Genomic DNA, 25748 nt, shown 5'->3' on the forward strand with positions numbered 1-25748 from the left:
GAGGGTTCCACCTCTTCCCATTCCGAACAGAGAAGTTAAGCCTCGTCACGCCGATGGTACTGCGTAACAGTGGGAGAGTAGGTAGCCGCCGTTTTTAAAGAGTCCCCGCCGGTCTTTATTGACTGGCGGGGATTTATGTATTTATACCCATCCATCATCTTTGCTATATTCTATCTTTTATCTTTATAAAGCCATATATTAGCTTCATTTTAGTTCAATCGGATTCGAATGATTCCTGCTTTTAAAACGTCTTATTCTATCGAAATCATATTCTCTCCTGTTGATTTTCTGTAGTTTGATCTAATTTATTTTCCTTTTCTTTTGTTTTCTCAGAACAAATGCATACTTTTGTAGTGTACTATTGAACTAATACACTTAGAGCCATATATTAGCTCTAACAGCTAAAAAAATAATATTATGATTAAAGTTGAGAATTTATCTTTTACTTATCCCAAATCAAAGCACATGGTATTACACGACTTTTCTTTTTCTTTAGAGGCAGGTCGGGTTTATGGACTGTTGGGACGTAATGGGGCAGGGAAATCAACTCTCCTTTATTTGATGACTGGATTATTGACTCCGAAAAAAGGGAAAATAATGTACCATGATATAAATGTCCGTTCTCGTCTGCCAATGACATTGCAGGATATGTTCTTGGTTCCGGAAGAATTTGAATTACCTTCTATATCATTGAAAAAGTATATTGACTTGAATGCTCCTTTTTATCCAAACTTTAGCAAAGAGGATATGTATAAGTATCTTCATTGTTTTGAAATGGATATGGATGTGAATTTAGGAGCACTTTCTATGGGGCAAAAAAAGAAAGTATTTATGAGTTTTGCTTTAGCTACCAATACTTCTCTTTTATTGATGGATGAACCGACAAATGGATTGGATATTCCGGGAAAGAGCCAGTTTCGCAAATTTATGGCATCGGGGATGACAGATAATAAAACAATTGTGATTTCAACTCATCAGATACGTGATATAGACAAAATGCTGGATTCTGTTATGATCATGGATGAAAGCCGGGTATTATTGAATGAATCGACAGTGCATATATGCGAGAAATTGTGCTTTAAGGAAAGTGATGACCGTAGTCTGATTGATAAAGCGCTTTTTGCCGTTCCTTCTTTGCATGGGAATAGTTTGCTTTTACTGAATGAACACAACGAAGATTCAGATATCAACATAGAACTGCTATTTAATGCAATACTGGCACAACCACAAAAGATTGCTAATTTGTTTCACGCTCAAGAAGAATAGATTATGATAAAGGATACATTTTTTAGTTTTTCTCGCTTTGGAAAATTATGCCGTAAAGAGATTTTAGAGAATTGGAAGTTGTATGTGCTTCAGTTGTTGGTAATGTATTTAATAATGGCAATTATATTGATTTGGTATAGCTATACTGATTATAGTAGTTTTAATATACTTACTAAAACAAATGATTTAAATGTTCATATATTTACGTTGGTCTTTTGGATGTGGTCTTGGTGGGCATTTATGTGCTTGGGAACTTCTTTTGCATTTAAAACCATGAAATGTAAAACAGGTCGTATTACAATGTTGATGATTCCTGCTACTGTCTTTGAGAAGTTTTTCTTTCGATGGCTGGTATATGTGCTTATTCTTCCTTTACTTATTTTTCTATCTATTTGGCTGGCGGATTATACACGTGTACTTTTTTATTCTGCAATATATTCAGAAATACCTTTTATTGAAGTTACTGACTTCAAACACTTTGTTGGTCAGGGAGATGGAGGGTATTCACTATGCCATAGTTGGAAAGATGGTTCTTTGCTAATATTACTTAATGTATATATTCAATCATTGTTTTTACTGGGGAGTATTGTTTGGCCTAAGAACTCTTTTATAAAAACACTTATTAGTATTGTGCTTGTTGCCTTTCTTTATAATTGGGGAGTAGTAGCTTTCACTCGTTTTTCAGAGAATAGTACTCTTTCAACCTTGATTTTGTTTTTCTTTAAGTGGGGATATATTTTATTCCCAATATTGACTATTATAAATTGGACATTGACTTATTTCCGCTTGAAAGAGTCGGAAGTAATCCATCGAATATAGAAAAGGAGGGTATGTATGAATTTTAAAGAAAGCAGAGCAATATATTTACAGATAGCCGACCGTATTTGTGATGATATCTTGTTGGGACAATACGAGGAAGAAGGACGTATCCCTTCTGTCAGGGAATATGCGTCTATTGTAGAAGTGAATGCAAATACAGTAATGCGTTCGTATGAGTATCTTCAGTCTCAGGAGGTGATTTACAATAAAAGAGGGATTGGCTTTTTTGTAGCGTCCGGGGCAAAGATGCTGATTCATTCATTGCGAAAAGAGCAATTCTTAAAAGAAGAAGTCGGCAGCTTTTTCAGGCAACTTTATACACTTGGTATTTCTATCAAAGAAATAGAGAAGATGTATTATGAGTTTATACAAAGACAAAATCAATAATAAACAGATAAGATATGAAACGCACAACATATATAATAATAGGACTTTTTGTATTGGGCTTATTCTTTATACCTATCCTTCTGCAGACACCTGGCGGTGAGAAAACCGATAATCGTTTATCAATGGAAGGTGAGCGGACTGAAATAGAAATGACGGGAATCCGTCATGTGAAGGTTGTTGAAAAGTTAGGGAAGATAGATAAAGATCATATAGGCGTATTAGGTAAGTTGGATGTGGAAGCCTCTCACTCTTCAGGTAAGAGTATATTTGTGTATCCGAAAAGTCAATATTTGCATGTGACACAAGAAGGGGATTGCTTATTGATTGAAATTAATCTGGATAATGAAGATATCTATCAGGTAATTAGACAGCTAGAAAATGGATGCAGATTGGTTTTAGATGGTTTGAATCTGGAATTGAAAACGGATTCAACATTGTTATCTATTGAGAATCGTGCGGCTAGGCTGGATCTTAATGTAAGGAAATTGTGTTTGGACTCTTTATATCTCTTTAATGACGAATGGCAGAATATCTCATTGACTTCTTGTCGCTTTCGTTCGTTGGATATAAAAGGAGAGAAGTTGCAATTGAAAGCTGAGCGGGTAGAGGCAACAAACTATTATGAAGAGTTAGGGACTTTTAGAAGTCGTGAGACTACTCAGTTTATGGTTGAGAATCTGTATTTATCAGGAAAAGATTCGCATAAGTATCGGCCAGGTATAAATTGTAATCGTATCTTCTGGAGTCCTCAGGTCAGAGATGCAGAACTTGAGCTGACCTTGAATCAGAAGAGTGAGATCATATTGAATCGTTGAACATAAATGAAAAGGAAATGAAAGTCATAAAGTCTATTGCAGTTTTAAGTCTGTCAGCTTGTTTGTTTGCTTGTACTTCCAAACCTGATTTAGACGGATTTCGGAAGGTAGATATTAGTAATAATATGCTGGATACGATGCCGAAAGGCAGATTGAGTAATTATAAAGAAACGATAGAGAAAACTTATTTATTGGGGTGTCTGGTATTGAGTACAGCGGGTAGTTCGTCAGAAAGCTCTCCGGCTCAGTTGAAAGAATGGAAGGAGGCTCTGAGTATGCCCGATACGATAAAGCCGATATATAGGGAGAGACTGTGGGACTTTGTTTTTTATCCCCAGATTACTTATGAAGTTGAATCTAAGTATTTGGGTATTTATCAACGAAGAAAAACAGTAATTAAAGGTATCGGGCTTGATATGATAACAGGAGAAGAAGAAAAATATATCAAATCGAGACAAAAGTAGTTTTTGAGTATTTTATTCATTATAATATTTTAAAGCAGGTGTCATTTAGTAATATTACTAGGATATAACCGGAATAAAATTGGTGTAAAAGTGTGATTTTATAAGAAGAGAGGCGTTTTCTTTGCGTCTTTCTCTTTTTTATCAAATTGATTTTTGTAAATTTGGCGAGAATCTTACAGAGACACACAGTTAATATAGTAATAATACTAAATACTCCTGTTAATATGGAAAACAAAATTCAAGAGTTGACCGATAAGATTTATCGTGAAGGCGTGGAAAAGGGAAACGAGGAAGCGCAGAGACTTATCGCGAATGCTCAGGAAGAAGCAAAGAAGATTATTGAAGATGCTCGTAAAGAAGCTGACTCAATTGTTGCTGCCTCTCGTAAATCTGCTGATGAACTGGCAGATAATACAAAATCAGAGTTAAAACTATTTTCCGGTCAGGCTGTCAATGCACTCAAATCCGAGATTGCAACGATGGTCACTGACAAGTTGATAACCGCTTCTGTGAAGGATTTCGCTCAGGATAAGGATTATCTGAATGCGTTTATCGTTGCGCTGGCATCCAAATGGAGTGTAGATGAACCTATTGTCATCTCAACGGCTGACGCTGAATCACTGAAAAAGTATTTCGCAGCTCATGCAAAAGCTCTGCTGGATAAAGGTGTGACTATCGAACAAGTGAACGGTATCAAAACTTTATTCACGGTTTCTCCGGCGGACGGTTCATATAAGGTGAACTTCGGAGAAGAAGAATTCATGAATTACTTCAAAGCGTTCTTGCGTCCTCAATTGGTAGAAATGCTATTTTAAAAGAAGCGACTATGAGTAGTAAATACTATTACTTGGTAGCCGGTTTGCCGGAGCTCACTCTGGAGGACAGTAAACTGAGCTATACAGTAGCCGATTTTAAAACCGAAATCTACAGTGGATTGTCTGCTTCAGACCAGAAGTTGATTGACCTGTTCTATCTGAAGTTTGATAATGCCAACGTGTTGAAACTCCTCAAAGACAAAGAGGCGGAAATAGACAAACGGGGAAACTATTCTGCTGCGGAACTCACCGAGTATATTTCTATTCTGAAAGAAGGCGGTGAGATCAGTCCTAAAGAATTCCCTTCCTATTTATCTACTTTTATTTCCGACTATCTGAATACTCCGGCTGAAAGCATGGTGTTGCAGGAAGACCATCTGGCTGCTCTGTATTATGAACATGCTATGAAATGCGGAAATAAGTTCGTCTCTTCCTGGTTTGAATTCAATCTGAACATTAATAATATTCTTGTTGCATTTACAGCCCGTAAATTCAAATGGGATATTGTTTCCTATATTGTAGGAAATACGGAAGTGTGCGAAGCTTTGCGTACATCCAGTGCCCGCGATTTTGGTTTGTCCGGTGAAGTGGATGTTTTTGAATCGTTGGTGAAGATCAGTGAGATTACGGAACTGGTGGAACGTGAAAAGAAATTGGATGCTCTGCGGTGGAACTGGATGGAAGATGCTATCTTCTTCGATTATTTCACTGTAGAACGTATTTTCGCTTTCTTACTGAAGCTGGAAATGATTGAGCGTTGGATTTCATTGGATAAGGAAAGAGGAAATCAATTGTTCCGAAGCATTATTGAATCGCTGAAGAATGAGGTACAGATTCCCGCAGAATTCAGATAATAAATTAAAAAAAATATATGGCAACAAAAGGAACTGTTAGTGGCGTTATTGCCAACATGGTGACCCTCGTCGTTGACGGCCCGGTAGCTCAGAATGAGATTTGTTATATCTCTACCGGTGGCGATAGATTGATGGCGGAGGTGATTAAGGTTGTAGGTTCGCATGTGTATGTTCAGGTGTTCGAAAGCACACGTGGACTGAAGGTGGGCGCCGAAGCCGAATTTACAGGACACATGCTTGAAGTGACCTTGGGTCCGGGTATGTTATCGAAAAACTATGACGGTCTGCAAAACGACCTTGACAAGATGGACGGTGTTTTCCTGAAAAGAGGACAATATACATATCCGTTGGATAAAGAACGTATATGGCATTTTGTTCCGATGGTGAGCGCCGGTGATAAAGTGGTGGCTTCCGCATGGCTGGGACAAGTGGATGAAAACTTCCAGCCGCTGAAAATTATGGCTCCGTTTACTATGAATGGAACGGCTACCGTCAAAACGATTATGCCCGAAGGGGATTATAAAATAGAAGATACAATTGCTATTCTGACAGACGAGGAAGGAAATGACATTCCGGTGACTATGATTCAGAAATGGCCGGTGAAACGGGCTATGACGAATTATAAAGAAAAACCGCGTCCTTTCAAATTGCTGGAGACCGGTGTACGTGTTATTGATACGCTGAACCCGATTGTAGAAGGTGGTACGGGATTTATCCCCGGTCCGTTCGGTACAGGCAAGACAGTGCTTCAGCATGCTATTTCCAAACAGGCAGAAGCGGATATCGTAATTATCGCGGCTTGTGGTGAACGTGCAAACGAGGTTGTGGAAATCTTTACGGAATTCCCGGAACTGGTTGACCCGCATACGGGGCGTAAGCTGATGGAACGTACAATCATTATCGCGAATACTTCTAACATGCCGGTAGCAGCCCGTGAAGCGTCTGTATATACAGCTATGTCATTGGCTGAATATTATCGTTCGATGGGATTGAAAGTATTGCTGATGGCTGACTCTACTTCCCGTTGGGCACAGGCATTGCGTGAAATGTCCAACCGTATGGAAGAATTGCCCGGACCGGATGCGTTCCCAATGGATATTTCTGCTATTATTTCTAACTTCTATGGCCGTGCAGGTTATGTAAAACTGAATAACGACGAGACCGGCTCAATTACTTTTATCGGTACGGTGTCACCTGCCGGAGGTAACTTGAAGGAGCCTGTAACAGAAAACACAAAGAAGGTAGCCCGTTGTTTCTACGCACTGGAACAGGACCGTGCCGACAAGAAACGTTATCCGGCTGTGAATCCGATTGACTCATATTCCAAATATATCGAATATCCGGAATTTGAAGAATATATCAAAGATCATATCAATGATGAATGGATCGGTAAAGTGAATGAGCTTAAAACCCGTTTGCAGCGTGGTAAAGAAATTGCCGAACAAATCAACATTCTGGGTGATGACGGTGTACCTGTAGAATACCATGTTATCTTCTGGAAATCTGAACTGATCGACTTCGTAATCCTGCAGCAGGATGCCTTTGATGAGGTGGACTCGGTAACTCCGATGGAACGTCAGGAAGCTATTCTGAATATGATCATAGATATCTGTCATACAGAATTTGAATTTGAAAACTTCAATGAGGTAATGGATTACTTCAAGAAAATGATCAATGTCTGTAAGCAGATGAACTACTCGAAGTTCAAATCAGAGCAGTACGAAGGGTTCCAGCAGCAATTAAAAGAACTGATTGCCGAAAGAAGCGTTAAATAGTAAATTGTAAATAGCTAAATTGTAAATATATAGATGGCAACAAAAGCTTTTCAAAAGATATATACCAAGATTACTCAGATTACCAAGGCTACTTGTTCGCTGAAAGCGACAGGAGTAGGGTATGACGAGCTTGCCACTGTGAACGGTAAACTGGCACAGGTGGTTAAGATTGCCGGTGACGATGTCACTCTGCAGGTATTTGAAGGTACGGAAGGTATTCCTACCAACGCTGAAGTAGTGTTCCTCGGCAAATCGCCTACGTTGAAGGTGAGTGAGCAGTTGGCAGGACGTTTCTTCAATGCTTTCGGTGATCCGATTGACGGAGGTCCGGAAATTGAAGGACAGGAAGTGGAAATCGGTGGTCCGTCAGTGAATCCGGTGCGTCGTAAACAACCGTCGGAGTTGATTGCAACGGGTATTGCCGGCATCGACTTGAATAATACACTGGTATCCGGCCAGAAGATTCCGTTCTTTGCCGACCCTGACCAGCCTTTTAATCAGGTGATGGCAAACGTGGCATTGCGTGCTGAAACAGATAAGATTATTCTGGGCGGTATGGGTATGACCAACGATGACTACCTGTACTTTAAGAACGTATTCTCTAATGCCGGTGCTCTCGACCGTATTGTGAGTTTCATGAATACAACGGAAAATCCTCCGGTAGAACGTTTGTTGATTCCGGATATGGCATTGACCGCGGCTGAATATTTCGCTGTAAACAACAATGAGAAAGTACTGGTACTGCTAACTGATATGACCAGCTACGCTGATGCGTTGGCAATCGTATCTAACCGTATGGACCAGATTCCGTCTAAAGACTCTATGCCGGGTTCGCTCTATTCGGACTTGGCGAAGATTTACGAAAAGGCGGTACAGTTCCCTTCCGGTGGTTCTATTACGATTATTGCGGTGACGACATTGTCCGGTGGCGATATCACGCACGCTGTGCCTGATAATACGGGTTATATTACGGAAGGACAGTTGTTCTTGCGTCGTGACAGTGATATCGGTAAGGTCATTGTTGACCCGTTCCGTTCATTGTCTCGTCTGAAACAGCTGGTAACCGGTAAAAAGACACGTAAAGACCATCCACAGGTGATGAATGCCGCTGTACGTCTGTATGCCGATGCTGCAAATGCAAAGACTAAGATGGAAAACGGTTTTGACCTGACCAATTACGACGAACGTACGTTGGCTTTTGCGAAGGACTATTCTAACCAGTTGCTGGCCATTGATGTCAACCTTGATACTACTGAAATGCTGGATGTGGCTTGGGGCTTGTTCGGTGAATATTTCCGTCCGGAAGAAGTGAATATCAAGAAGGAACTTGTTGACCAATACTGGCCGAAAGGTGAATAATTAGCAACTAGTAATTTATAACTAATAATTAGCAAAAACAACGTGGCTATAAAGTTTCAATATAACAAGACCTCTCTTCAGCAGCTCGAAAAGCAACTGAAAGTGCGGGTGCGTACGCTTCCTATCATTAAGAATAAGGAAAGCGCCCTCCGCATGGAAGTGAAACGCTGTAAAACGGAAGCTGCCGATCTGGAGGATAGGCTCGAACAACAAATTCAAGCCTATGAAGCCATGTTCGCCCTTTGGAATGAGTTTGACGCTTCATTGATAAAGGTGAATGATGTTCATCTTGGCGTGAAAAAGATTGCGGGTGTACGTGTACCGCTACTCGAAAATATCGATTTCGAGATACGTCCGTACAGTATGTTTAATGCTCCCAAATGGTATGCCGACGGTATCCATTTGCTGGAGGAACTTGCTCATACGGCAATTGAACGTGAGTTTATGCTCGCCAAGCTGAACCTGCTAGAACATGCGAGGAAAAAGACCACTCAGAAGGTGAACCTTTTTGAGAAGGTACAGATACCGGGCTATCAGGATGCATTGCGAAAGATCAAGCGGTTTATGGAAGATGAAGAGAACCTGTCGAAATCATCGCAAAAGATCATGAAGTCCCATCAGGAAAAAAGGAAGGAGGTAGAGGCATGATTACAAAAATGAAGAAACTTACATTCCTGGTTTATCATAAGGAATACGAAGAATTCCTGAACAGCCTGCGCGAACTTGGTGTAGTCCACATCGTGGAGAAACAGCAAGGTGCTGCCGACAATACTGAACTGCAAGAGAATATCCGTCTTTCCAACCGTCTGACAGCTACTCTGAAACTGCTTCAGAATCAGAAGCATGAGAAAGATGCTGTGATCGCAACGGAAGGAGGAACTGCCGCTCGTGGTTTGCAGGTATTGGACGAAGTGGATGCTTTGCAGATTGAGCATGGCAAATTGTCTCAGCAATTGCAGGGCTACGCTAAAGAAAAGGAAGCATTGCAGGCATGGGGCAACTTCGATCCGGCAGGTGTCCGGAAGTTGAAAGATGCCGGCTATGTGATCGGTTTCTATAGCTGTTCGGAAGGAAACTATAAAGAAGAATGGGAGACGGAATACAATGCGATGATCATTAACCGTATTTCTTCAAAAGTGTTCTTTGTGACCGTCACTAAAACCGGTCAGGAAGTAGATCTGGATGTAGAACAGGCCAAACTTCCCGCTTATTCGCTGGCACATCTTGAAACGTTGTATGATACAACGGAACAAGCTATTGAAGAGAACGAAAAGAAGCTGGTCGCACTTTCTGAAACAGATGTACCTTCCCTGAAGGCAGCTCTGAAAGAATTGCAGGGGCAGATTGAATTCTCTAAAGTAGTATTGAGTTCAGAACAGGCAGCCGGTGATAAACTGATGCTGGTTGAAGGATGGGCTCCTGCCTACAGTAAAGTAGAGATAGAGGCTTATCTGAACGATGTACATGTATATTATGAGATTACCGATCCGATGCCGGGTGATAATGTTCCTATTCGGCTGAATAACAAGGGATTCTTTGCCTGGTTTGAACCGATCTGTAAACTGTATATGCTTCCGAAGTATAACGAACTGGACTTGACACCGTTCTTTGCCCCGTTCTTTATGGTTTTCTTCGGGCTCTGTCTGGGAGATTCCGGATATGGACTTTTCCTGTTCCTCGGAGCTACGGCATACCGGTTGATGGCAAAGAAAGTGACTCCATCCATGAAGTCCATCCTGTCACTGATACAGGTGCTGGCTGTTTCAACCTTCTTCTGCGGTTTGCTGACAGGTACATTCTTCGGAGCGAACATTTATGATCTGGACTGGCCTATCGTGCAACGTCTGAAACATGCGGTTCTGATGGACAACAACGATATGTTCCAGTTGTCACTGATTTTGGGTGCTATTCAGATTCTGTTCGGTATGGTACTCAAAGCGGTGAATCAGACAATTCAGTTTGGTTTCAAGTATGCAGTAGCGACAATCGGATGGATTATCCTGTTGGTTTCAATGGCTGTTTCGGCTTTGTTGCCGAACGTGCTGCCGATGGGAGGTACAGTGCATCTGGTTATTCTGGGTATCTCCGGTGCGATGATATTCCTCTATAATAGTCCGGGAAAGAACATCTTTATGAATATCGGACTTGGGTTATGGGATTCATATAACATGGCTACCGGTCTGCTGGGGGATGTCTTGTCCTACGTTCGTCTGTTTGCCCTCGGACTTTCCGGAGGCATTCTGGCGGGAGTATTCAACAGCTTGGCAGTAGGTATGAGTCCGGATAACGTGATAGCAGGTCCTATTGTAATGGTGCTGATCTTTGTGATCGGTCATGCCATCAATATCTTCATGAATGTGCTCGGTGCAATGGTTCACCCGATGCGTCTGACATTCGTGGAGTTCTTCAAGAACTCCGGTTATGAAGGAGGCGGCAAGGAATACAAGCCTTTTAGAAATTTAGAATAGAATATTGAGAAATAACAAGTTAAGAATTAAACAATAAAAATAGAATAAGATTATGGAAATGAATTTGTTTATTGCCTACATTGGCATCGCGGTTATGGTTGGTTTGTCAGGCATTGGTAGTGCTTACGGAGTAACTATTGCAGGTAACGCTGCTATCGGCGCATTGAAAAAGAATGATAGTGCATTCGGTAACTTCCTTGTATTGACAGCACTTCCGGGTACACAGGGGCTGTACGGTTTTGCCGGTTACTTTATGTTTCAGACTATCTTCGGTATTCTGACTCCGGAAATCACTGCGATCCAGGCATCAGCAGTTTTGGGTGCAGGTATTGCTTTGGGATTGGTTGCATTGTTCTCGGCTATCCGTCAGGGACAAGTTTGTGCAAACGGTATCGCAGCTATCGGCCAGGGACACAACGTGTTTAGTAATACATTGATTCTTGCCGTATTCCCGGAACTTTACGCTATCGTTGCTTTGGCTGCTACCTTCTTGATCGGTAGTGCACTCGCGTAAATTTTTCCGCAACGATATTTTTTAATAAAGATCTTTCAATCCCCTTGTGAATGCAGCTTTGCGTTTGCAAGGGGATATTCTTTTTTCATGGCGGGCTAACCTTTCTTTCCTCTTATTAACTCATATTTTTCGCATAAAGTATTATTTTTCAAAGAATAATGCGTACTTTTGCACTCGCATACTAAAAAGAGTTTTAATATATTATATGGTAAAAGATTTATTAACCCCCGATTATATCTTCGAGTCCAGCTGGGAAGTATGTAATAAAGTGGGAGGGATATACACCGTATTGTCGACACGGGCGAATACATTGCAGGAAAAATTCCGCGACAGAATTTTTTTCATAGGTCCTGATGTGTGGCAAGGAAAAGAGAACCCTCTATTCATCGAGTCGGATAATCTGTGCGCTGACTGGAAAAAGCACGCATTCAAAAACGATCATCTTTCCGTCCGTGTAGGACGATGGAATATACCCGGTGAACCTATTGTCATTCTTGTTGATTTCCAACCTTTTTTTGAAAAGAAGAACGATATATACACAGAAATGTGGAATCGTTTTCAAGTAGACTCGTTGCACGCTTATGGCGATTACGACGAGGCTTCTATGTTTTCGTACGCTGCCGGAAAAGTAGTAGAGAGTTTCTACCGCTACAACCTGACAGAAACGGATAAGGTGGTATATCAGGCACATGAATGGATGACCGGAATGGGAGCACTTTATGTACAGGAAGCTGTCCCCGAAGTGGCTACTATTTTTACAACCCACGCTACTTCCATCGGACGCTCGATAGCCGGCAATCATAAGCCGCTGTATGACTATCTGTTTGCTTATAACGGCGACCAGATGGCGCAGGAACTGAATATGCAGTCAAAGCACTCTATTGAGAAGCAGACGGCGCATTATGTAGACTGTTTTACGACAGTAAGTGAAATTACGAATAATGAGTGCAAGGAATTGCTCGATAAACCGGCAGATGTAGTACTGATGAATGGTTTTGAGGACGATTTCGTACCTAAAGGCAGTACATTTACCGGAAAACGTAAACGTGCCCGCTCATTGATGTTGAACGTAGCCAATAAATTGTTGGGAACAAATCTGGATGACGATACGTTAATTATCGGTACCAGTGGTCGATATGAATTCAAGAACAAGGGTATTGACGTATTCCTGGAGTCATTGAACCGTCTGAACAGGGATAAAAAGCTCCATAAGAACGTATTGGCGTTTATCAATGTCCCCGGTTGGGTAGGAGATCCCCGTGAAGACTTGCAGGAACGTCTGAAAAGCAAAGAAAAATTTGATACACCGCTTGAAGTTCCTTTCATCACTCATTGGCTGCACAATATGACGCATGACCAGGTGCTGGATATGCTGAAATATCTGGGAATGGGCAACTGTCCCGAAGATAAAGTAAAGGTGATTTTTGTGCCTTGCTATCTGGACGGGCGTGATGGTATTCTGAATAAAGAGTATTATGATATATTGCTGGGACAGGATTTGAGCGTATATGCTTCCTATTACGAACCGTGGGGATATACTCCGCTGGAAAGTGTAGCGTTCCGTGTGCCTACCATTACTACTGATCTGGCAGGTTTTGGTCTTTGGGTGAACAGCCTGAAGAATCAGCATGGTATCAATGATGGAGTGGAAGTGCTGCATCGTTCGGACTATAATGATTCGGAAGTGGCGGATGGCATCAAAGATACGATTACGCTGTTTGCAGATAAGTCGGAAAAAGAAGTGAAGGAGATCCGTAAGCATGCGGCAGATGTTGCAGAGCAGGCATTGTGGAAACACTTCATTCAATATTATTACGAGGCTTATGATATTGCCTTGCGCAATGCCATGAAGCGTCAGTTAGGCTAAAGAAATATTTTATTATCAATAAGTAAACAAAAAACATTATGAAAATTAAAGTTAGTAATGTGAATACTCCGAACTGGAAAGAGGTTACAGTGAAGTCACGTATCCCGGCTGAGTTGGAGAAATTGTCCGAGATTTCACGCAACATCTGGTGGGCATGGAATTTTGAAGCGACAGAACTATTTAGAGATCTAGATCCGGAACTTTGGAAAGAATGTGGCCAGAACCCTGTGTTGTTGCTGGAACGTATGAGCTATGAGAAGCTGGAAGCGTTGGCAAAAGACAAGGTGATTCTGAGGAGAATGAATGATGTTTATACAAAATTCAGAGATTACATGGATGTGAAGCCGGATGAAAACCGTCCGTCTGTAGCTTATTTCAGCATGGAATATGGTTTGAGCAGCGTCCTGAAAATATATTCCGGTGGTCTGGGTGTATTGGCCGGTGACTACTTGAAAGAAGCTTCTGACAGCAATGTAGATCTTTGTGCGGTAGGTTTCCTGTATCGTTACGGTTACTTTACTCAGACGTTGTCTATGGATGGACAGCAGATTGCCAACTACGAAGCGCAGAACTTCGGCCAGCTTCCTATCGACCGTGTGATGGATGCGAATGGTCAGCCGTTGGTGGTGGATGTTCCTTATCTGGATTATTATGTACATGCTAACGTATGGCGTGTAAATGTAGGACGTATTTCTTTGTATCTGCTGGATACAGATAATGAAATGAACAGCGAGTTCGACCGTCCTATTACTCATCAGCTTTATGGTGGCGACTGGGAAAACCGTCTGAAACAGGAAATCCTGTTGGGTATCGGTGGTATCCTGACCCTGAAAGCATTGGGTATCAAAAAAGATGTTTATCATTGTAACGAAGGACATGCTGCATTGATCAATGTGCAGCGTATCTGCGACTATGTAGCTACCGGACTGACATTCGATCAGTCTATCGAGCTGGTTCGCGCTTCTTCTCTTTATACAGTTCATACTCCGGTTCCTGCCGGTCACGACTACTTCGACGAAGGTTTGTTCGGTAAGTACATGGGTGGTTATCCTGCTAGAATGGGTATCAGCTGGGACGACCTGATGGATCTTGGACGTAACAATCCGGGTGACAAGGGCGAACGTTTCTGTATGTCGGTATTTGCCTGCAACACTTCTCAGGAAGTAAACGGTGTAAGCTGGCTGCACGGAAAAGTTTCTCAGGAGATGTTCTCTACTATCTGGAAAGGTTACTTCCCCGAAGAAATACATGTAGGTTATGTGACTAATGGTGTTCACTTCCCCACATGGAGTGCTACCGAATGGAAAGAACTGTACTTTAAATATTTCAACGAAAACTTCTGGTTCGACCAGTCGAATCCTAAGATTTGGGAAGCCATCTATAATGTACCCGATGAAGAGATCTGGAAGACTCGTATGACGATGAAGAATAAGTTGGTGGATTATATCCGCAAATCATTCCGTGATACATGGTTGAAAAACCAGGGAGATCCTTCGCGCATCGTTTCATTGATGGACAAGATTAACCCGAATGCGTTGCTGATTGGTTTCGGTCGTCGTTTCGCTACTTACAAACGTGCGCACCTGTTGTTTACTGACTTGGAACGTCTTTCTAAGATTGTGAACAACCCCGACTATCCGGTACAGTTCCTGTTTACAGGTAAGGCTCATCCGCATGATGGAGCAGGACAGGGTCTGATCAAACGTATTATCGAAATCTCCCGTCGTCCGGAATTCCTGGGTAAGATTATCTTCCTCGAAAACTACGATATGCAGTTGGCGCGTCGTCTGGTTTCAGGCGTTGATATCTGGTTGAACACTCCAACACGTCCGTTGGAAGCATCCGGTACATCAGGTGAAAAGGCTTTGATGAACGGTGTTGTCAACTTCTCTGTATTAGACGGATGGTGGCTGGAAGGCTACCGTGAAGGTGCAGGATGGGCGTTGACTGAAAAACGTACTTATCAGAATCAGGAACATCAGGATCAGTTGGATGCTGCTACTATCTACAGTATTCTTGAAACAGAAATCCTGCCGTTGTACTATGCTCGTAACAAGAAGGGCTACTCGGAAGGATGGATCAAGGTAGTGAAGAATTCCATCGCTCAGATTGCTCCTCACTATACAATGAAACGTCAGTTGGATGACTACTATAATAAATTCTACAACAAGTTGTCAAAACGCTTCCAGATGTTGTCTGCCGATGACAATGCAAAGGCAAAAGAAATTGCTGCATGGAAAGAAGAAGTAGTCTCTAAATGGGATTCTATCGAAATCGTATCTTGCGACAAGGTAGAAGAATTGAAAGCTGGTGATATCGAAAGCGGAAAAGAATATACTATTACTTACGTGATCGACGAGAAAGGCTTGAATGATGCTATAGGACTTGAATTGGTAACTACTTATACCACTGCGGATGGCAAACAGCACGTTTACTCTGTAGAACCGTTTAGTGTGATCAAGAAAGAAGGCAACCTGTACACATTCCAGGTTAAACACAGCCTGTCAAATGCCGGTAGCTTCAAGGTGTCTTACCGTATGTTCCCGAAGAATCCGGAACTTCCGCACCGTCAAGACTTCTGTTACGTGCGCTGGTTTATCTGATAGCTTGACGGAGCAGGGAAGTGATGCTTCCCTGCTTGGCGTCCCTATATAAAAGAAGCCCCTGCAATTCGAGCGGTCGAAATTGCAGGGGCTATCTTTTTATATCTCAATGTAACGGCGTGGATAAGATCAGTATCTTCGGCAAAAGTGCCTGTACTTGAATCAGATTAACCTACTGCGTTAACAAGAATAAGATACCTTGTCGGATGTTGTGCCATCCTATTGGCACAACTGTGCCAACGGCGTGGCATAACTGTGCCAACACGGTGGCACAAGTGTGACAACGGTATGGCACAATTGTTACTTCATCAGGTGAAGTCTCTTATCAGCTTCATTTATTTGATTACTTCCGCTAACTTAGCTTGCAGACCTTCTCCGTGAAGACCACGGGCAATGATAGTGCCGTCGCCGTCAATCAGCACAGTGTGAGGAATGCTGTTTACTGCATAAAGCTGTGCACCTTCGCTTTGCCAGAATTTCAGGTCGGACATTTGCGGCCAAGTCATATTCAGTTTTTTGATCGATTCTTTCCATGCGGCACCGTCCTGGTCGAGCGATACGCCAACGATTTCGAAGTTTTTGCCTTTGTATTGAGCGTAAGCTTCTACAAGATTAGGCATTTCACGACGGCAAGGACCACACCAGCTAGCCCAGAAGTCAACCAGTACCACTTTGCCTTTGCCTGCGTAATCAGACAGTTTCACAGTTTTACCTTCCGGAGTCTGCATTTCGAAGTCAATGAACTTAGTACCTACGGCAGTCTTCTTTTGTTTTTCAGTCTGTTCCTTAACTTTTACGATTGTTTCGTCATTTTGGAAATTAGCCGGGATTTGTTCCAACAAAGCAGCATTCTCTTCAGTAGAGTTATTGTAGAAAGTCTGTTTGAACAAGAATACACCTACCGGGTTGGTGATGTTTTTCTGTACTCCTTCTTTGATTACTTTATCGTATTCTTCTTCCAGCTGTGCACCTTCTTTTTGTTTGGCTTCTTTCTGCTCGTCACTTAAAGAAGAGTCGCCCATCGCTTCGTAGATGGCGTTCATCTTTTTGCTGATATCATTGATTTGAGTTCTGATAGCCTGGTAAGCGTCATTGTTTGAAGTACCGGTTGCAGAATCATTATCCTTTGTCAGAGCAATGTTTATTTTACCGTTTTCGAGGAAGAAATCAATCATAAGCGGTTCTCCGTTTACTTCGCAAGTGACATAACGGTTTACTACAGAATCCTGCGTGCCTTCAAAGGTAAAAGTACCTTTAGAGATGACTGCGGTATCTAGTTTAGTAAGATTTCTGCCTGTTGCTTCCTGAAGGTAAACAGTGTCGCCGTCGGTGGCGCCTTCTACTGTACCTGTGATAATGTATCCGGCTTTGTTTCCGGTACAAGCTACCATCCCCAACGCTGCCGTCGCAATAACTAAATAAGTTAACTTTTTCATGCTTTTGTAAAATTAGTGAATAAATATTTATGCAAAGATAGATTTTTTTTCTGTCTGCCATCGAAAAACACTGTTATATTAGATTAACACGTAGGTGGAAATCGCAGAAATGTGTACCTTTGCAGCCCAAACTTTAGTATGAATATGCAAGAAGACAAATCCATCATTGAGGTTAGCCATGTCTCGAAGTTTTTTGGCGACAAGACAGCATTGGATGATGTAACTCTGAACGTGAAAAAGGGCGAGTTTGTAACGATTCTCGGTCCTTCCGGTTGCGGAAAAACGACATTGTTGCGTCTCATTGCCGGTTTTCAGACAGCTTCGGAAGGCGAAATCCGAATTTCGGGTAAGGAAATCACACAGACTCCTCCCCACAAACGTCCGGTGAACACGGTATTCCAGAAATATGCTCTGTTCCCGCATTTGAATGTATACGACAATATTGCTTTTGGGCTGAAGCTGAAAAAGACGCCGAAACAGACGATCGGCAAGAAGGTGAAAGCCGCTTTGAAGATGGTTGGTATGACAGATTACGAGTATCGGGATGTCGATTCTCTTTCCGGTGGCCAGCAGCAGCGTGTAGCTATTGCCCGGGCGATTGTCAATGAGCCGGAAGTGTTACTGCTCGACGAACCATTGGCTGCGCTTGACCTGAAAATGCGTAAGGATATGCAGATGGAATTGAAAGAAATGCATAAATCTCTGGGCATTACCTTCGTGTACGTGACTCATGATCAGGAGGAGGCACTGACGTTGAGTGATACAATCGTTGTGATGAGTGAAGGAAAGATTCAGCAGATCGGTACGCCGATTGATATCTACAATGAGCCGATCAATTCATTTGTGGCTGATTTTATCGGAGAGAGTAATATTCTCAACGGAACGATGATTCATGATAAACTGGTACGCTTCTGCGGTACGGAATTTGAATGTGTGGACGAAGGCTTTGGCGAAAATACTCCGGTGGACGTAGTGATCCGACCGGAAGACCTTTATATCTTTCCGGTTTCGGATATGGCACAGCTGACCGGTGTGGTACAGACTTCGATCTTCAAAGGAGTGCACTACGAAATGACCGTGCTTTGCGGTGGATATGAATTTCTGGTTCAGGATTATCATCATTTCGAAGTCGGTGCAGAGGTCGGTCTGCTGGTGAAACCGTTCGATATTCATATCATGAAGAAAGAACGTGTATGCAATACGTTTGAAGGTAAGTTGCAGGATGCTACTCATGTAGAGTTTCTGGGCTGTACGTTCGAATGTGCTTCTGTGGAAGGTCTGGAATCCGGAGCAGATGTCAAGGTAGAAGTGGACTTTGATAAAGTGATCCTTCAGGATAACGAAGAAGACGGTACGTTGACGGGAGAAGTGAAGTTCATCCTTTATAAAGGAGATCACTACCATCTGACCGTATGGTCTGACTGGGACGAGAATGTGTTTGTAGATACGAATGATGTCTGGGATGACGGAGACCGTGTGGGTATTACTATCCCTCCGGATGCGATTCGTGTAATTAAAATAACCGATTAACAGGAAAGGAAGTGAATAAGAAGTTTATAGTATTTTTGTCATCACGTAAGAGCTGGACTCTTCCTTACATTATTTTCTCGGCGATCTTTGTGGTCATACCGTTGCTTCTGATTGTCGTGTATGCGTTTACCGATGATAACGGCCATCTGACACTCGCTAATTTTCAAAAGTTCTTCGAACATCCCGAAGCCATCAATACCTTCGTCTATTCCATAGGTATTGCCATTATTACTACTCTTATCTGTATCCTGCTGGGATATCCCGCAGCCTGGATATTAAGCAACAGCAAGTTGAACCGTTCCAAAACGATGGTTGTACTGTTTATTCTGCCTATGTGGGTGAATATACTGGTGCGTACCCTTGCCACTGTCGCCTTGTTCGATTTCTTCAGCGTTCCGCTGGGAGAAGGGGCGTTGATATTCGGTATGGTCTACAACTTTATTCCTTTTATGATCTATCCCATTTATAATACTTTGCAGAAGATGGATCATAGCTATATTGAGGCGGCACAGGATTTGGGAGCCAATCCGGTACAAGTCTTTTTCAAGGCAGTTCTTCCGCTTTCCATGCCGGGAGTGATGAGCGGTATCATGATGGTGTTTATGCCGACCATTTCGACATTCGCCATTGCCGAGCTGTTGACGATGAACAACATCAAGTTGTTTGGTACTACCATTCAGGAAAATATCAATAACAGTATGTGGAACTATGGAGCGGCGCTTTCGCTGATCATGTTGTTGCTGATAGCTGCTACTTCGCTGTTCAGCACCGATGATAAGGACAATACTAACGAAGGAGGAGGCTTATGGTAAAGAAGATATTCGCGCAGGCTTACTTGTGGATATTGCTGTTGTTGCTGTATTCCCCTATTGTGATTATTGTGATCTATTCCTTTACCGAAGCCAAAGTATTAGGTAACTGGACCGGATTTTCCACCAGACTTTATTCATCGCTTTTTAATACAGGTGCCCATCACTCTCTGATGAACGCCCTGATCAATACCATTACCATCGCGTTGCTGGCTGCCACTGCATCTACCTTGCTGGGCAGCATTGCCGCTATCGGTATCTTTAATTTAAAGGCACGTTCGCGCAAGGCGATTGGCTTTGTGAACAGTATTCCTATTCTGAACGGTGATATTATAACCGGTATATCGCTTTTCCTTTTATTCGTATCTTTGGGAATCACGCAAGGATATACGACGGTAGTACTGGCGCACATCACCTTTTGTACTCCCTACGTCGTATTAAGCGTGCTGCCACGTCTGAAACAGATGAATCCGAACATTTATGAAGCTGCCCTCGACTTGGGAGCCACTCCTATGCAGGCATTGCGGAAAGTGATCATTCCGGAGATTCGTCCGGGAATGATCAGCGGTTTTATGCTTGCTCTGACGCTGTCAATCGATGATTTTGCCGTCACTGTATTTACGATCGGCAATCAAGGGCTGGAAACACTTTCCACCTATATTTATGCCGATGCCCGCAAAGGAGGTCTGACTCCGGAGCTCCGTCCGCTGTCCGCTATTATTTTTGTGGTGGTGCTGGCATTGCTCATAGTGATTAATTACCGTGCCGGAAAAACGAAGAAGAAAGATTAATGAACATGTGCTGCTACGTAAATAAAATGAAAAGAATAGTTTCTGTTATCCTGTTTTTACTGGTCCTGGCCGGTTCTCTGAGCAGTTGTTACAATTCCGGTGAGCCACGCGAGAAAGTCCTTAAAATCTATAACTGGGCAGATTATATAGGCGAGGGGGTACTCGAAGACTTTCAGGCATACTATAAAGAACAGACAGGCGAAAATATCCGCATCGTTTATCAGACATTTGATATCAACGAGATCATGTTGACGAAGATCGAAAAGGGGCATGAGGATTTTGATGTGGTTTGTCCGTCGGAATATATCATTGAGCGAATGCTGAAAAAGCATCTGCTGCTGCCCATTGACACCACTTTTGCCCATTCTCCCAACTACATGAACAATGTGGCGCCGTTTATCCGTGAACAGATTAATAAGCTGAGTCAGCCGGGTGAAGAAGCGAGCCGCTATGCGGTCTGCTATATGTGGGGAACGGCGGGAATCCTGTATAATCGGGCGTTTGTTCCCGATTCCGATGCTTCCTCTTGGGAATGCCTCTGGGACAAGAAATATGCAGGCAAGATTCTGATGAAAGACAGTTACCGGGATGCCTACGGAACAGCCGTTATCTATGCCCATGCCAAAGAGCTGGAAGAGGGAACCATGACGGTGGAGGACCTGATGAACGACTATTCGCCGCGTGCTATGGAGGTGGCCGAGAAGTATCTGAAAGCGATGAAGCCGAATATTGCCGGATGGGAAGCGGACTTCGGCAAAGAGATGATGACGAAGAATAAAGCATGGCTGAACATGACTTGGAGCGGTGATGCGATCTGGGCAATTGAAGAGGCGAATGCGGTGGGAGTAGATCTTGATTATGTAGTTCCGAAAGAAGGAAGTAATATCTGGTATGATGGCTGGGTGATTCCTAAATATGCGAAGAATCCGGTGGCTGCCAGTTACTTTATCAACTTTATGTGCCGTCCGGACATTGCGTTACGGAATATGGACTTCTGCGGATATGTGAGTTCTATCGCTACTCCGGAGATTCTGGAGGAGAAAGTAGATACGACTTTGGATTATTACGCCGATTTGAGTTATTTCTTTGGCCCGGATGCCGACAGCATACAGATTGACAAGATTCAATATCCCGACCGTAAAGTAGTGGAACGTTGCGCTATGATTCGTGACTTCGGAGATAAAACCAAAGAAGTGCTGGATATCTGGTCGCGCATAAAAGGAGACAATCTGGGGGTAGGTATTACTATTCTGATTTTTGTAGTGGTAGCCTTGATGAGCGGGTGGATGATTTATAAGAGATGGCAGCGTTACAATCGTCGGAAACAACAGAACCGCAGAAGCAGAAGAAAGAGAAAAAAGAATGTGAAGCGGTAAGCTAAAACACCCGGTAGTAAGCGGTGGATGATAAACGGATGATACGGTTGGAACCGGGCATCGTTTGTCATCCACCGTTTTTTTATCCTGCTCTTTTCATGGAACGGATGATGTCTTTCGTCTCTTTGTCTACACGCAGAGATTCAATGATTTTCTGCAATGATTTATTGTAGGTCCAGTTATCCAGCCTGCTCTGTTGGAGATACTTCATTGTTTTATCCGGAAATTTAATGAAGCAGATGGATATCATCCATGCCATTGCCATACGTGCATAGTAGGCCCCGTGTGTAAATCGGTCGGCATATGCCAGCAATGAATCGATATGCTCCTCATCTACATAATGAAACAGCATCACGATTCCGAACCGGAGCTGATACTCTTCTTTTGATTCCAGATAAGGCTGGACAAACTGCCATATCGTTTCTTTTCCTTTCCGTGCCGCTGTCTTCAGTTCGCCGGAGAAAATGTCGCATACAGCCCAGTTATTGATTCGCGGGACGAAGAGGCGAATGTATTTGATTCGTTCTTCCGGTTCCATCTTGGCACGTCCGATCACCATTCCCTGTAGCATTGTCTCTTCGTAATACAGTGTATCGGTTGCTTCGACGAACGTGCGCCAGTCTTCTTTCTTGGCTATTTCTTTAGCCATTGTTCTGAGTTGCGGGATACGTACGCCGAGAATATTATCGGCACCGGGAATTAAAGAAGAATGAAATTCCCTGTATGTAGGGTCTTCCAGCGTTTTCAGCTCGTTTCGGACGTTTTCTGTTGTTGTCATTAGAGTAGATTTATTATTTATGCAAATATAAAAAAAGAGTGTGGTTTCTTTATGCAGCCACACTCTCTTTTGTCTTTTATTCTATAAATAATGAAGCAGTCACCCTATTTCTTAGTCATATCAAAAGAAAATGTGGTAGCCGGAAATGTATCAAATGCTTCTTCGTTTACCGTAACTTCCGTTGCCTGAATAGCAAACGTTAGTTTCTGTCCTTCGTAAGCGTATTTGCCTTTCTCGTCTGCTTTGATTGTTACTTTCACGGTGAGTTTGGGAGTCTCTTCTTCTCCTTCTGCTTTTACTGACGGCTGCTCCATTGCGATTTCCAATACTAAAGGTTCAGGTGAAAGTTGAAGCAAGATGTTATCTTTGTTGTCGTTGAAAGCTGCCTGATAAGGGATTTTGTATTCTATATCTCCCACAGCTTTAATGATGGCTTCGGCAGCCTCCGGATCTGTGATAATGCTTTTGATCAGACCATCTACCGGAAATTTGCTGATTAAAATATGGTTATCTTTCAATTCGGCATTTACGGCGACTCCTTCCTCCGTTTCATTCCCTGTACTTTCCAGGGGAGCAACAGATGTTGTCTGCATTTTACCGGAGTAGGTTCCTTCTACATCTTTGATGGAATATACCGGAATACTTTCGTCATCATCACTGCTACAGGAACTAAAGGTGCTTGCCAGCCCCAACGCCATTACCAATAAAACAAAACGACCAAGACAACATACTTTTTTCATTTCAGTTAAAGTTTTCATACTGTTAAACAAATTAGATTATTAATTCTCAAAATTAAGGTGTACGTACATAGAGTAAATACCGGGAATCACGGAATACTGCATCATGAAAATAAAAAAGAAAAAGGTACTCCCGCCGGTTTCTCCGTCTAAATCGTGCCGGAGTACCTTCAGACCTGTTTTTAAATGTCTGTTTTATTCAGAATATTTTTTTCTGATTGACTCTCTTGGAGTAATTCCGAAGTATTCTTTATACCTGTTGCGGAAGTTTTTCAGATCTTTCAGCCCAATCATTTCCGGTATTATGCTGACCGGATACTTTCCGCTTTCCAATAACTCATGTGCTTTCTCCATGCGAATGGCTTCGATGAAGACGTTGGGAGCTTCACCGGTCAGTGACTTCCATTTGTTATAGAATTTGGTTCTGCTCATTCCCAGGTGTGAAGCTATTTCATCTATTGTCAGGTTTTCCTTCTCTATGCGCTCCAGAACATAATCTTTTGCTTCATCAATCAGTGACTTCCTGACATCTTCAAGAGTCTCCATGCCGGTCTCGGCAGACTGTACCTTCAAGAATTGTTCTCCGAACACTTTGTGGAGGAATGCTTTTCTCAAAAGGCGGCTGTTTCTGATAAGAACGGAAATCTCTATCTTTAAATCTTCCACGTGAAAGGGGGTGTGCATAAATGTATCTGCTAATGAAGCTTCCCTTTTGTTGCGTTGATCCACATCGATATGCGATCCGTAAAGAATAACCGGTATGATCGATGTCTCTTTAGAAGTCTTCAATCTTGAAGAAAGTTCATCACCACCCATTCCATGCAGCACTGTGTCACATATCAGCAGGTCCGGATGTTCTTTTTTTATACACGCCAATGCTTCCTGTCCATTATTAAAGCTTCTTACTATATATTTCTCCGACAGACATGTTTCCAGATAGAACCTGAAATCGTCATTACTATCCGCCAAAACTACGACCGGTCGGGACGAACTTCTTTTCTGCGTACCTTTGTGGAATAAAGCATCGGTCTTTTCCTCTTCCACATTCTTTTCGATGTGAACAAAAGTGTGCCCGGATGCGTTCTCACATAAACATTTCACAGGAAAGCGTAATGCGATAGTCTGGCATGAATGGTTAATCAGTATTTCTCCGTTACATAGCTCAATCAGCCTTTTGCATAGAGTGCTTTTGGCGAAATGATATCTGGATTCCGTTTTCTGTTTAAGAAGATGCTTTGTAGAACATTTGTAACACTTCATCAGATTGCTGCTTTCGGTATGAGTAGTGCTGATTTCCCAATATTTGTTGCATAAAGATGCATTTAAAGTAATGTTTTTTGATGCCTCAGAATGATCTATTGCATTCTTGATAAACTTCTCAATAACGGGAGAAATTTTACTTTTATCTATCCATACGCTGGCATATTTAAACTCCGTCCGGATTTCTAATTTTACCTGTTTACTTGTCGCATGATCTTGTAGAGAAGAAATTCTGCTATTAAGGAAATTTCCTAGTTCATATTCTGCAAAATTCATTCTTTTGGAATAGATGAATAGTTGTTTCATATCCATTAGCCTGGCTAAATGTTCGTTGAGGCAATCTATGTTGCGGATGGCCAATGACAGATCCTTTTTGATACTGTCAGGACAATCATTGTTGCAGGCTGACTTCAGCGGAGTGTGAAGTGATGTGACCGGAGTACGGATATTCTGGAAAGAATCTATAAAGTATTGATTTTCTTCTTTTAAGAAAGCGATTTCTTTCTTCATGGTAGATGTATGGAATACGAACCAATACAATAAAAACACTCCTGCTACCGAAAATAAAATTGAGAATAATTCATTTTGAGTAGTTATAGCTGTGAATATGGAAGCGGATAATGACGTTATAATTAAATATCTCATATTTATTTGTTTTATAGTAACGTCACTTGGTGAAACCGGTCTATTCCTCCTGTCTGAGTTTAAAACGAAAAATGCACAGTATTATAGTCTTATGATTGTATATCAATAAGTTCAAATAACATGATCTCAAAATTAGTTGTTCTTTGAAGGTTGATAATGGGAATGTGTAGTATATATGTAGAGTTTTAATTCTAATGCTTAAACTCTTTCTAAAGGAATGGTGATTTTCCTCCAAGTAACAATAATTATTTGATTGTTTTTTATTGATTATATATGTTGAATAGTTTATTCGAAATATGGTAGGACAGGAGGTGGTCTTGTCTTGTGTTGGGTACTTTTGGAATATTTTCCATTAAGTACCAATTTAGATTTTCTCATTT

General features: G+C 42.1%; 22 protein-coding genes and 1 rRNA gene. 19 read left to right on the forward strand and 4 right to left on the reverse strand.

The annotated features are described in order from the left end of the window. The 15 genes from rrf to BLW31_RS05705 all read left to right on the forward strand — a co-directional run. Positions 1-94 (forward strand): 5S ribosomal RNA (rrf, locus tag BLW31_RS05635); the annotation flags it as partial. Positions 95-417: 323 nt separating this feature from the next. Beyond that, the gene (locus BLW31_RS05640; RefSeq protein ID WP_010538533.1) at positions 418-1266 is read left to right on the forward strand and encodes an ABC transporter ATP-binding protein; all 849 of its coding nucleotides are present in this window, start codon (positions 418-420) and stop codon (positions 1264-1266) included. Between the two features lie 3 nt (positions 1267-1269). Next, on the forward strand, positions 1270-2085 hold the full coding sequence (locus tag BLW31_RS05645; protein WP_010538532.1) for a hypothetical protein: 816 nt from the start codon (positions 1270-1272) through the stop codon (positions 2083-2085). Between the two features lie 15 nt (positions 2086-2100). Further along, the gene (locus BLW31_RS05650) at positions 2101-2472 is read left to right on the forward strand and encodes a GntR family transcriptional regulator (protein WP_010538531.1); all 372 of its coding nucleotides are present in this window, start codon (positions 2101-2103) and stop codon (positions 2470-2472) included. Positions 2473-2486: 14 nt separating this feature from the next. Beyond that, entirely contained in the window at positions 2487-3287 is an 801-nt protein-coding gene (locus BLW31_RS05655; RefSeq protein ID WP_010538530.1) for a hypothetical protein, read from the forward strand. Positions 3288-3304: 17 nt separating this feature from the next. After that, on the forward strand, positions 3305-3751 hold the full coding sequence (locus BLW31_RS05660; protein ID WP_022301181.1) for a hypothetical protein: 447 nt from the start codon (positions 3305-3307) through the stop codon (positions 3749-3751). Positions 3752-3975: 224 nt separating this feature from the next. Continuing rightward, complete coding sequence (locus tag BLW31_RS05665; RefSeq protein ID WP_010538528.1) at positions 3976-4566, forward strand: hypothetical protein; 591 nt, start codon at positions 3976-3978, stop codon at positions 4564-4566. A gap of 11 nt (positions 4567-4577) precedes the next feature. After that, a complete protein-coding gene (locus BLW31_RS05670; RefSeq protein ID WP_010538527.1) occupies positions 4578-5420 on the forward strand; it encodes a DUF2764 domain-containing protein in 843 nt (280 codons plus the stop codon). A gap of 17 nt (positions 5421-5437) precedes the next feature. Beyond that, positions 5438-7195, forward strand: coding sequence for a V-type ATP synthase subunit A (locus BLW31_RS05675; RefSeq protein ID WP_010538526.1), 1758 nt, complete (start codon positions 5438-5440; stop codon positions 7193-7195). Positions 7196-7228: 33 nt separating this feature from the next. Next, the gene (locus BLW31_RS05680; protein ID WP_008762991.1) at positions 7229-8554 is read left to right on the forward strand and encodes a V-type ATP synthase subunit B; all 1326 of its coding nucleotides are present in this window, start codon (positions 7229-7231) and stop codon (positions 8552-8554) included. A gap of 42 nt (positions 8555-8596) precedes the next feature. Further along, the gene (locus BLW31_RS05685) at positions 8597-9202 is read left to right on the forward strand and encodes a V-type ATP synthase subunit D (RefSeq protein WP_005681263.1); all 606 of its coding nucleotides are present in this window, start codon (positions 8597-8599) and stop codon (positions 9200-9202) included. Beyond that, positions 9199-11022: a V-type ATP synthase subunit I gene (locus BLW31_RS05690; RefSeq protein WP_010538525.1), complete on the forward strand. Its 1824-nt coding sequence runs from the start codon at positions 9199-9201 to the stop codon at positions 11020-11022. The genes BLW31_RS05685 and BLW31_RS05690 overlap by 4 nt, the downstream gene beginning before the upstream one ends. A 52-nt stretch (positions 11023-11074) precedes the next feature. Next, positions 11075-11536, forward strand: coding sequence for a V-type ATP synthase subunit K (locus BLW31_RS05695; protein WP_005675599.1), 462 nt, complete (start codon positions 11075-11077; stop codon positions 11534-11536). A 205-nt stretch (positions 11537-11741) separates the two neighbouring features. Next, positions 11742-13403 (forward strand): glycogen/starch synthase, encoded by a 1662-nt coding sequence (locus BLW31_RS05700; RefSeq protein WP_010538524.1) that lies wholly within the window; start codon positions 11742-11744, stop codon positions 13401-13403. A 38-nt stretch (positions 13404-13441) separates the two neighbouring features. After that, complete coding sequence (locus tag BLW31_RS05705) at positions 13442-16006, forward strand: glycosyltransferase family 1 protein (protein WP_010538523.1); 2565 nt, start codon at positions 13442-13444, stop codon at positions 16004-16006. Positions 16007-16341: 335 nt separating this feature from the next. Here BLW31_RS05705 and BLW31_RS05710 read toward each other — a convergent pair whose 3' ends face one another. Continuing rightward, a complete protein-coding gene (locus BLW31_RS05710; RefSeq protein WP_010538522.1) occupies positions 16342-17442 on the reverse strand; it encodes a redoxin domain-containing protein in 1101 nt (366 codons plus the stop codon). Positions 17443-17580: 138 nt separating this feature from the next. Here BLW31_RS05710 and BLW31_RS05715 point away from each other — a divergent pair, with 138 nt between their 5' ends. From BLW31_RS05715 to BLW31_RS05730, 4 genes are read left to right on the forward strand one after another with little or no spacing between them, the layout of a single operon-like run. Further along, positions 17581-18972 carry a polyamine ABC transporter ATP-binding protein gene (locus tag BLW31_RS05715; protein WP_029425609.1) on the forward strand — a complete coding sequence of 464 codons (1392 nt, stop codon included), beginning with the start codon at positions 17581-17583 and terminating at the stop codon, positions 18970-18972. A gap of 11 nt (positions 18973-18983) precedes the next feature. Beyond that, positions 18984-19784: an ABC transporter permease gene (locus BLW31_RS05720; RefSeq protein ID WP_010538520.1), complete on the forward strand. Its 801-nt coding sequence runs from the start codon at positions 18984-18986 to the stop codon at positions 19782-19784. Continuing rightward, positions 19778-20572 (forward strand): ABC transporter permease, encoded by a 795-nt coding sequence (locus BLW31_RS05725; RefSeq protein ID WP_010538519.1) that lies wholly within the window; start codon positions 19778-19780, stop codon positions 20570-20572. Before BLW31_RS05720 ends, BLW31_RS05725 begins: the two co-directional genes overlap by 7 nt. Before the next feature lie 26 nt (positions 20573-20598). Beyond that, the gene (locus BLW31_RS05730) at positions 20599-21948 is read left to right on the forward strand and encodes an ABC transporter substrate-binding protein (RefSeq protein ID WP_029425608.1); all 1350 of its coding nucleotides are present in this window, start codon (positions 20599-20601) and stop codon (positions 21946-21948) included. A gap of 82 nt (positions 21949-22030) precedes the next feature. Here BLW31_RS05730 and BLW31_RS05735 read toward each other — a convergent pair whose 3' ends face one another. From BLW31_RS05735 to BLW31_RS05745, 3 genes are all read right to left on the reverse strand, one after another. Beyond that, a complete protein-coding gene (locus BLW31_RS05735) occupies positions 22031-22726 on the reverse strand; it encodes a DNA alkylation repair protein (protein ID WP_010538517.1) in 696 nt (231 codons plus the stop codon). A 104-nt stretch (positions 22727-22830) separates the two neighbouring features. After that, the gene (locus BLW31_RS05740) at positions 22831-23484 is read right to left on the reverse strand and encodes a DUF4840 domain-containing protein (RefSeq protein ID WP_010538516.1); all 654 of its coding nucleotides are present in this window, start codon (positions 23482-23484) and stop codon (positions 22831-22833) included. Positions 23485-23658: 174 nt separating this feature from the next. After that, on the reverse strand, positions 23659-25368 hold the full coding sequence (locus BLW31_RS05745) for a hybrid sensor histidine kinase/response regulator transcription factor (protein ID WP_029425607.1): 1710 nt from the start codon (positions 25366-25368) through the stop codon (positions 23659-23661). Positions 25369-25748: the final 380 nt, after the last annotated feature.

The sequence above is a fragment of the Bacteroides faecis MAJ27 genome, from assembly GCF_900106755.1.
GTDB classification, from domain to species: Bacteria; Bacteroidota; Bacteroidia; order Bacteroidales; family Bacteroidaceae; genus Bacteroides; species Bacteroides faecis.

Excerpts from the sequence above, each read along its gene's own strand:
- BLW31_RS05640 (WP_010538533.1), top strand. The coding sequence starts at position 418 with ATGATTAAAGTTGAGAATTTATCTTTTACTTATCCCAAATCAAAGCAC.
- BLW31_RS05645 (WP_010538532.1), top strand. The coding sequence starts at position 1,270 with ATGATAAAGGATACATTTTTTAGTTTTTCTCGCTTTGGAAAATTATGC.
- BLW31_RS05650 (WP_010538531.1), top strand. The coding sequence starts at position 2,101 with ATGAATTTTAAAGAAAGCAGAGCAATATATTTACAGATAGCCGACCGT.
- BLW31_RS05655 (WP_010538530.1), top strand. The coding sequence starts at position 2,487 with ATGAAACGCACAACATATATAATAATAGGACTTTTTGTATTGGGCTTA.
- BLW31_RS05660 (WP_022301181.1), top strand. The coding sequence starts at position 3,305 with ATGAAAGTCATAAAGTCTATTGCAGTTTTAAGTCTGTCAGCTTGTTTG.
- BLW31_RS05665 (WP_010538528.1), top strand. The coding sequence starts at position 3,976 with ATGGAAAACAAAATTCAAGAGTTGACCGATAAGATTTATCGTGAAGGC.
- BLW31_RS05670 (WP_010538527.1), top strand. The coding sequence starts at position 4,578 with ATGAGTAGTAAATACTATTACTTGGTAGCCGGTTTGCCGGAGCTCACT.
- BLW31_RS05675 (WP_010538526.1), top strand. The coding sequence starts at position 5,438 with ATGGCAACAAAAGGAACTGTTAGTGGCGTTATTGCCAACATGGTGACC.
- BLW31_RS05680 (WP_008762991.1), top strand. The coding sequence starts at position 7,229 with ATGGCAACAAAAGCTTTTCAAAAGATATATACCAAGATTACTCAGATT.
- BLW31_RS05690 (WP_010538525.1), top strand. The coding sequence starts at position 9,199 with ATGATTACAAAAATGAAGAAACTTACATTCCTGGTTTATCATAAGGAA.
- BLW31_RS05695 (WP_005675599.1), top strand. The coding sequence starts at position 11,075 with ATGGAAATGAATTTGTTTATTGCCTACATTGGCATCGCGGTTATGGTT.
- BLW31_RS05700 (WP_010538524.1), top strand. The coding sequence starts at position 11,742 with ATGGTAAAAGATTTATTAACCCCCGATTATATCTTCGAGTCCAGCTGG.
- BLW31_RS05705 (WP_010538523.1), top strand. The coding sequence starts at position 13,442 with ATGAAAATTAAAGTTAGTAATGTGAATACTCCGAACTGGAAAGAGGTT.
- BLW31_RS05710 (WP_010538522.1), bottom strand. The coding sequence starts at position 17,442 with ATGAAAAAGTTAACTTATTTAGTTATTGCGACGGCAGCGTTGGGGATG.
- BLW31_RS05715 (WP_029425609.1), top strand. The coding sequence starts at position 17,581 with ATGAATATGCAAGAAGACAAATCCATCATTGAGGTTAGCCATGTCTCG.
- BLW31_RS05725 (WP_010538519.1), top strand. The coding sequence starts at position 19,778 with ATGGTAAAGAAGATATTCGCGCAGGCTTACTTGTGGATATTGCTGTTG.
- BLW31_RS05730 (WP_029425608.1), top strand. The coding sequence starts at position 20,599 with ATGAAAAGAATAGTTTCTGTTATCCTGTTTTTACTGGTCCTGGCCGGT.
- BLW31_RS05735 (WP_010538517.1), bottom strand. The coding sequence starts at position 22,726 with ATGACAACAACAGAAAACGTCCGAAACGAGCTGAAAACGCTGGAAGAC.
- BLW31_RS05740 (WP_010538516.1), bottom strand. The coding sequence starts at position 23,484 with ATGAAAACTTTAACTGAAATGAAAAAAGTATGTTGTCTTGGTCGTTTT.
- BLW31_RS05745 (WP_029425607.1), bottom strand. The coding sequence starts at position 25,368 with ATGAGATATTTAATTATAACGTCATTATCCGCTTCCATATTCACAGCT.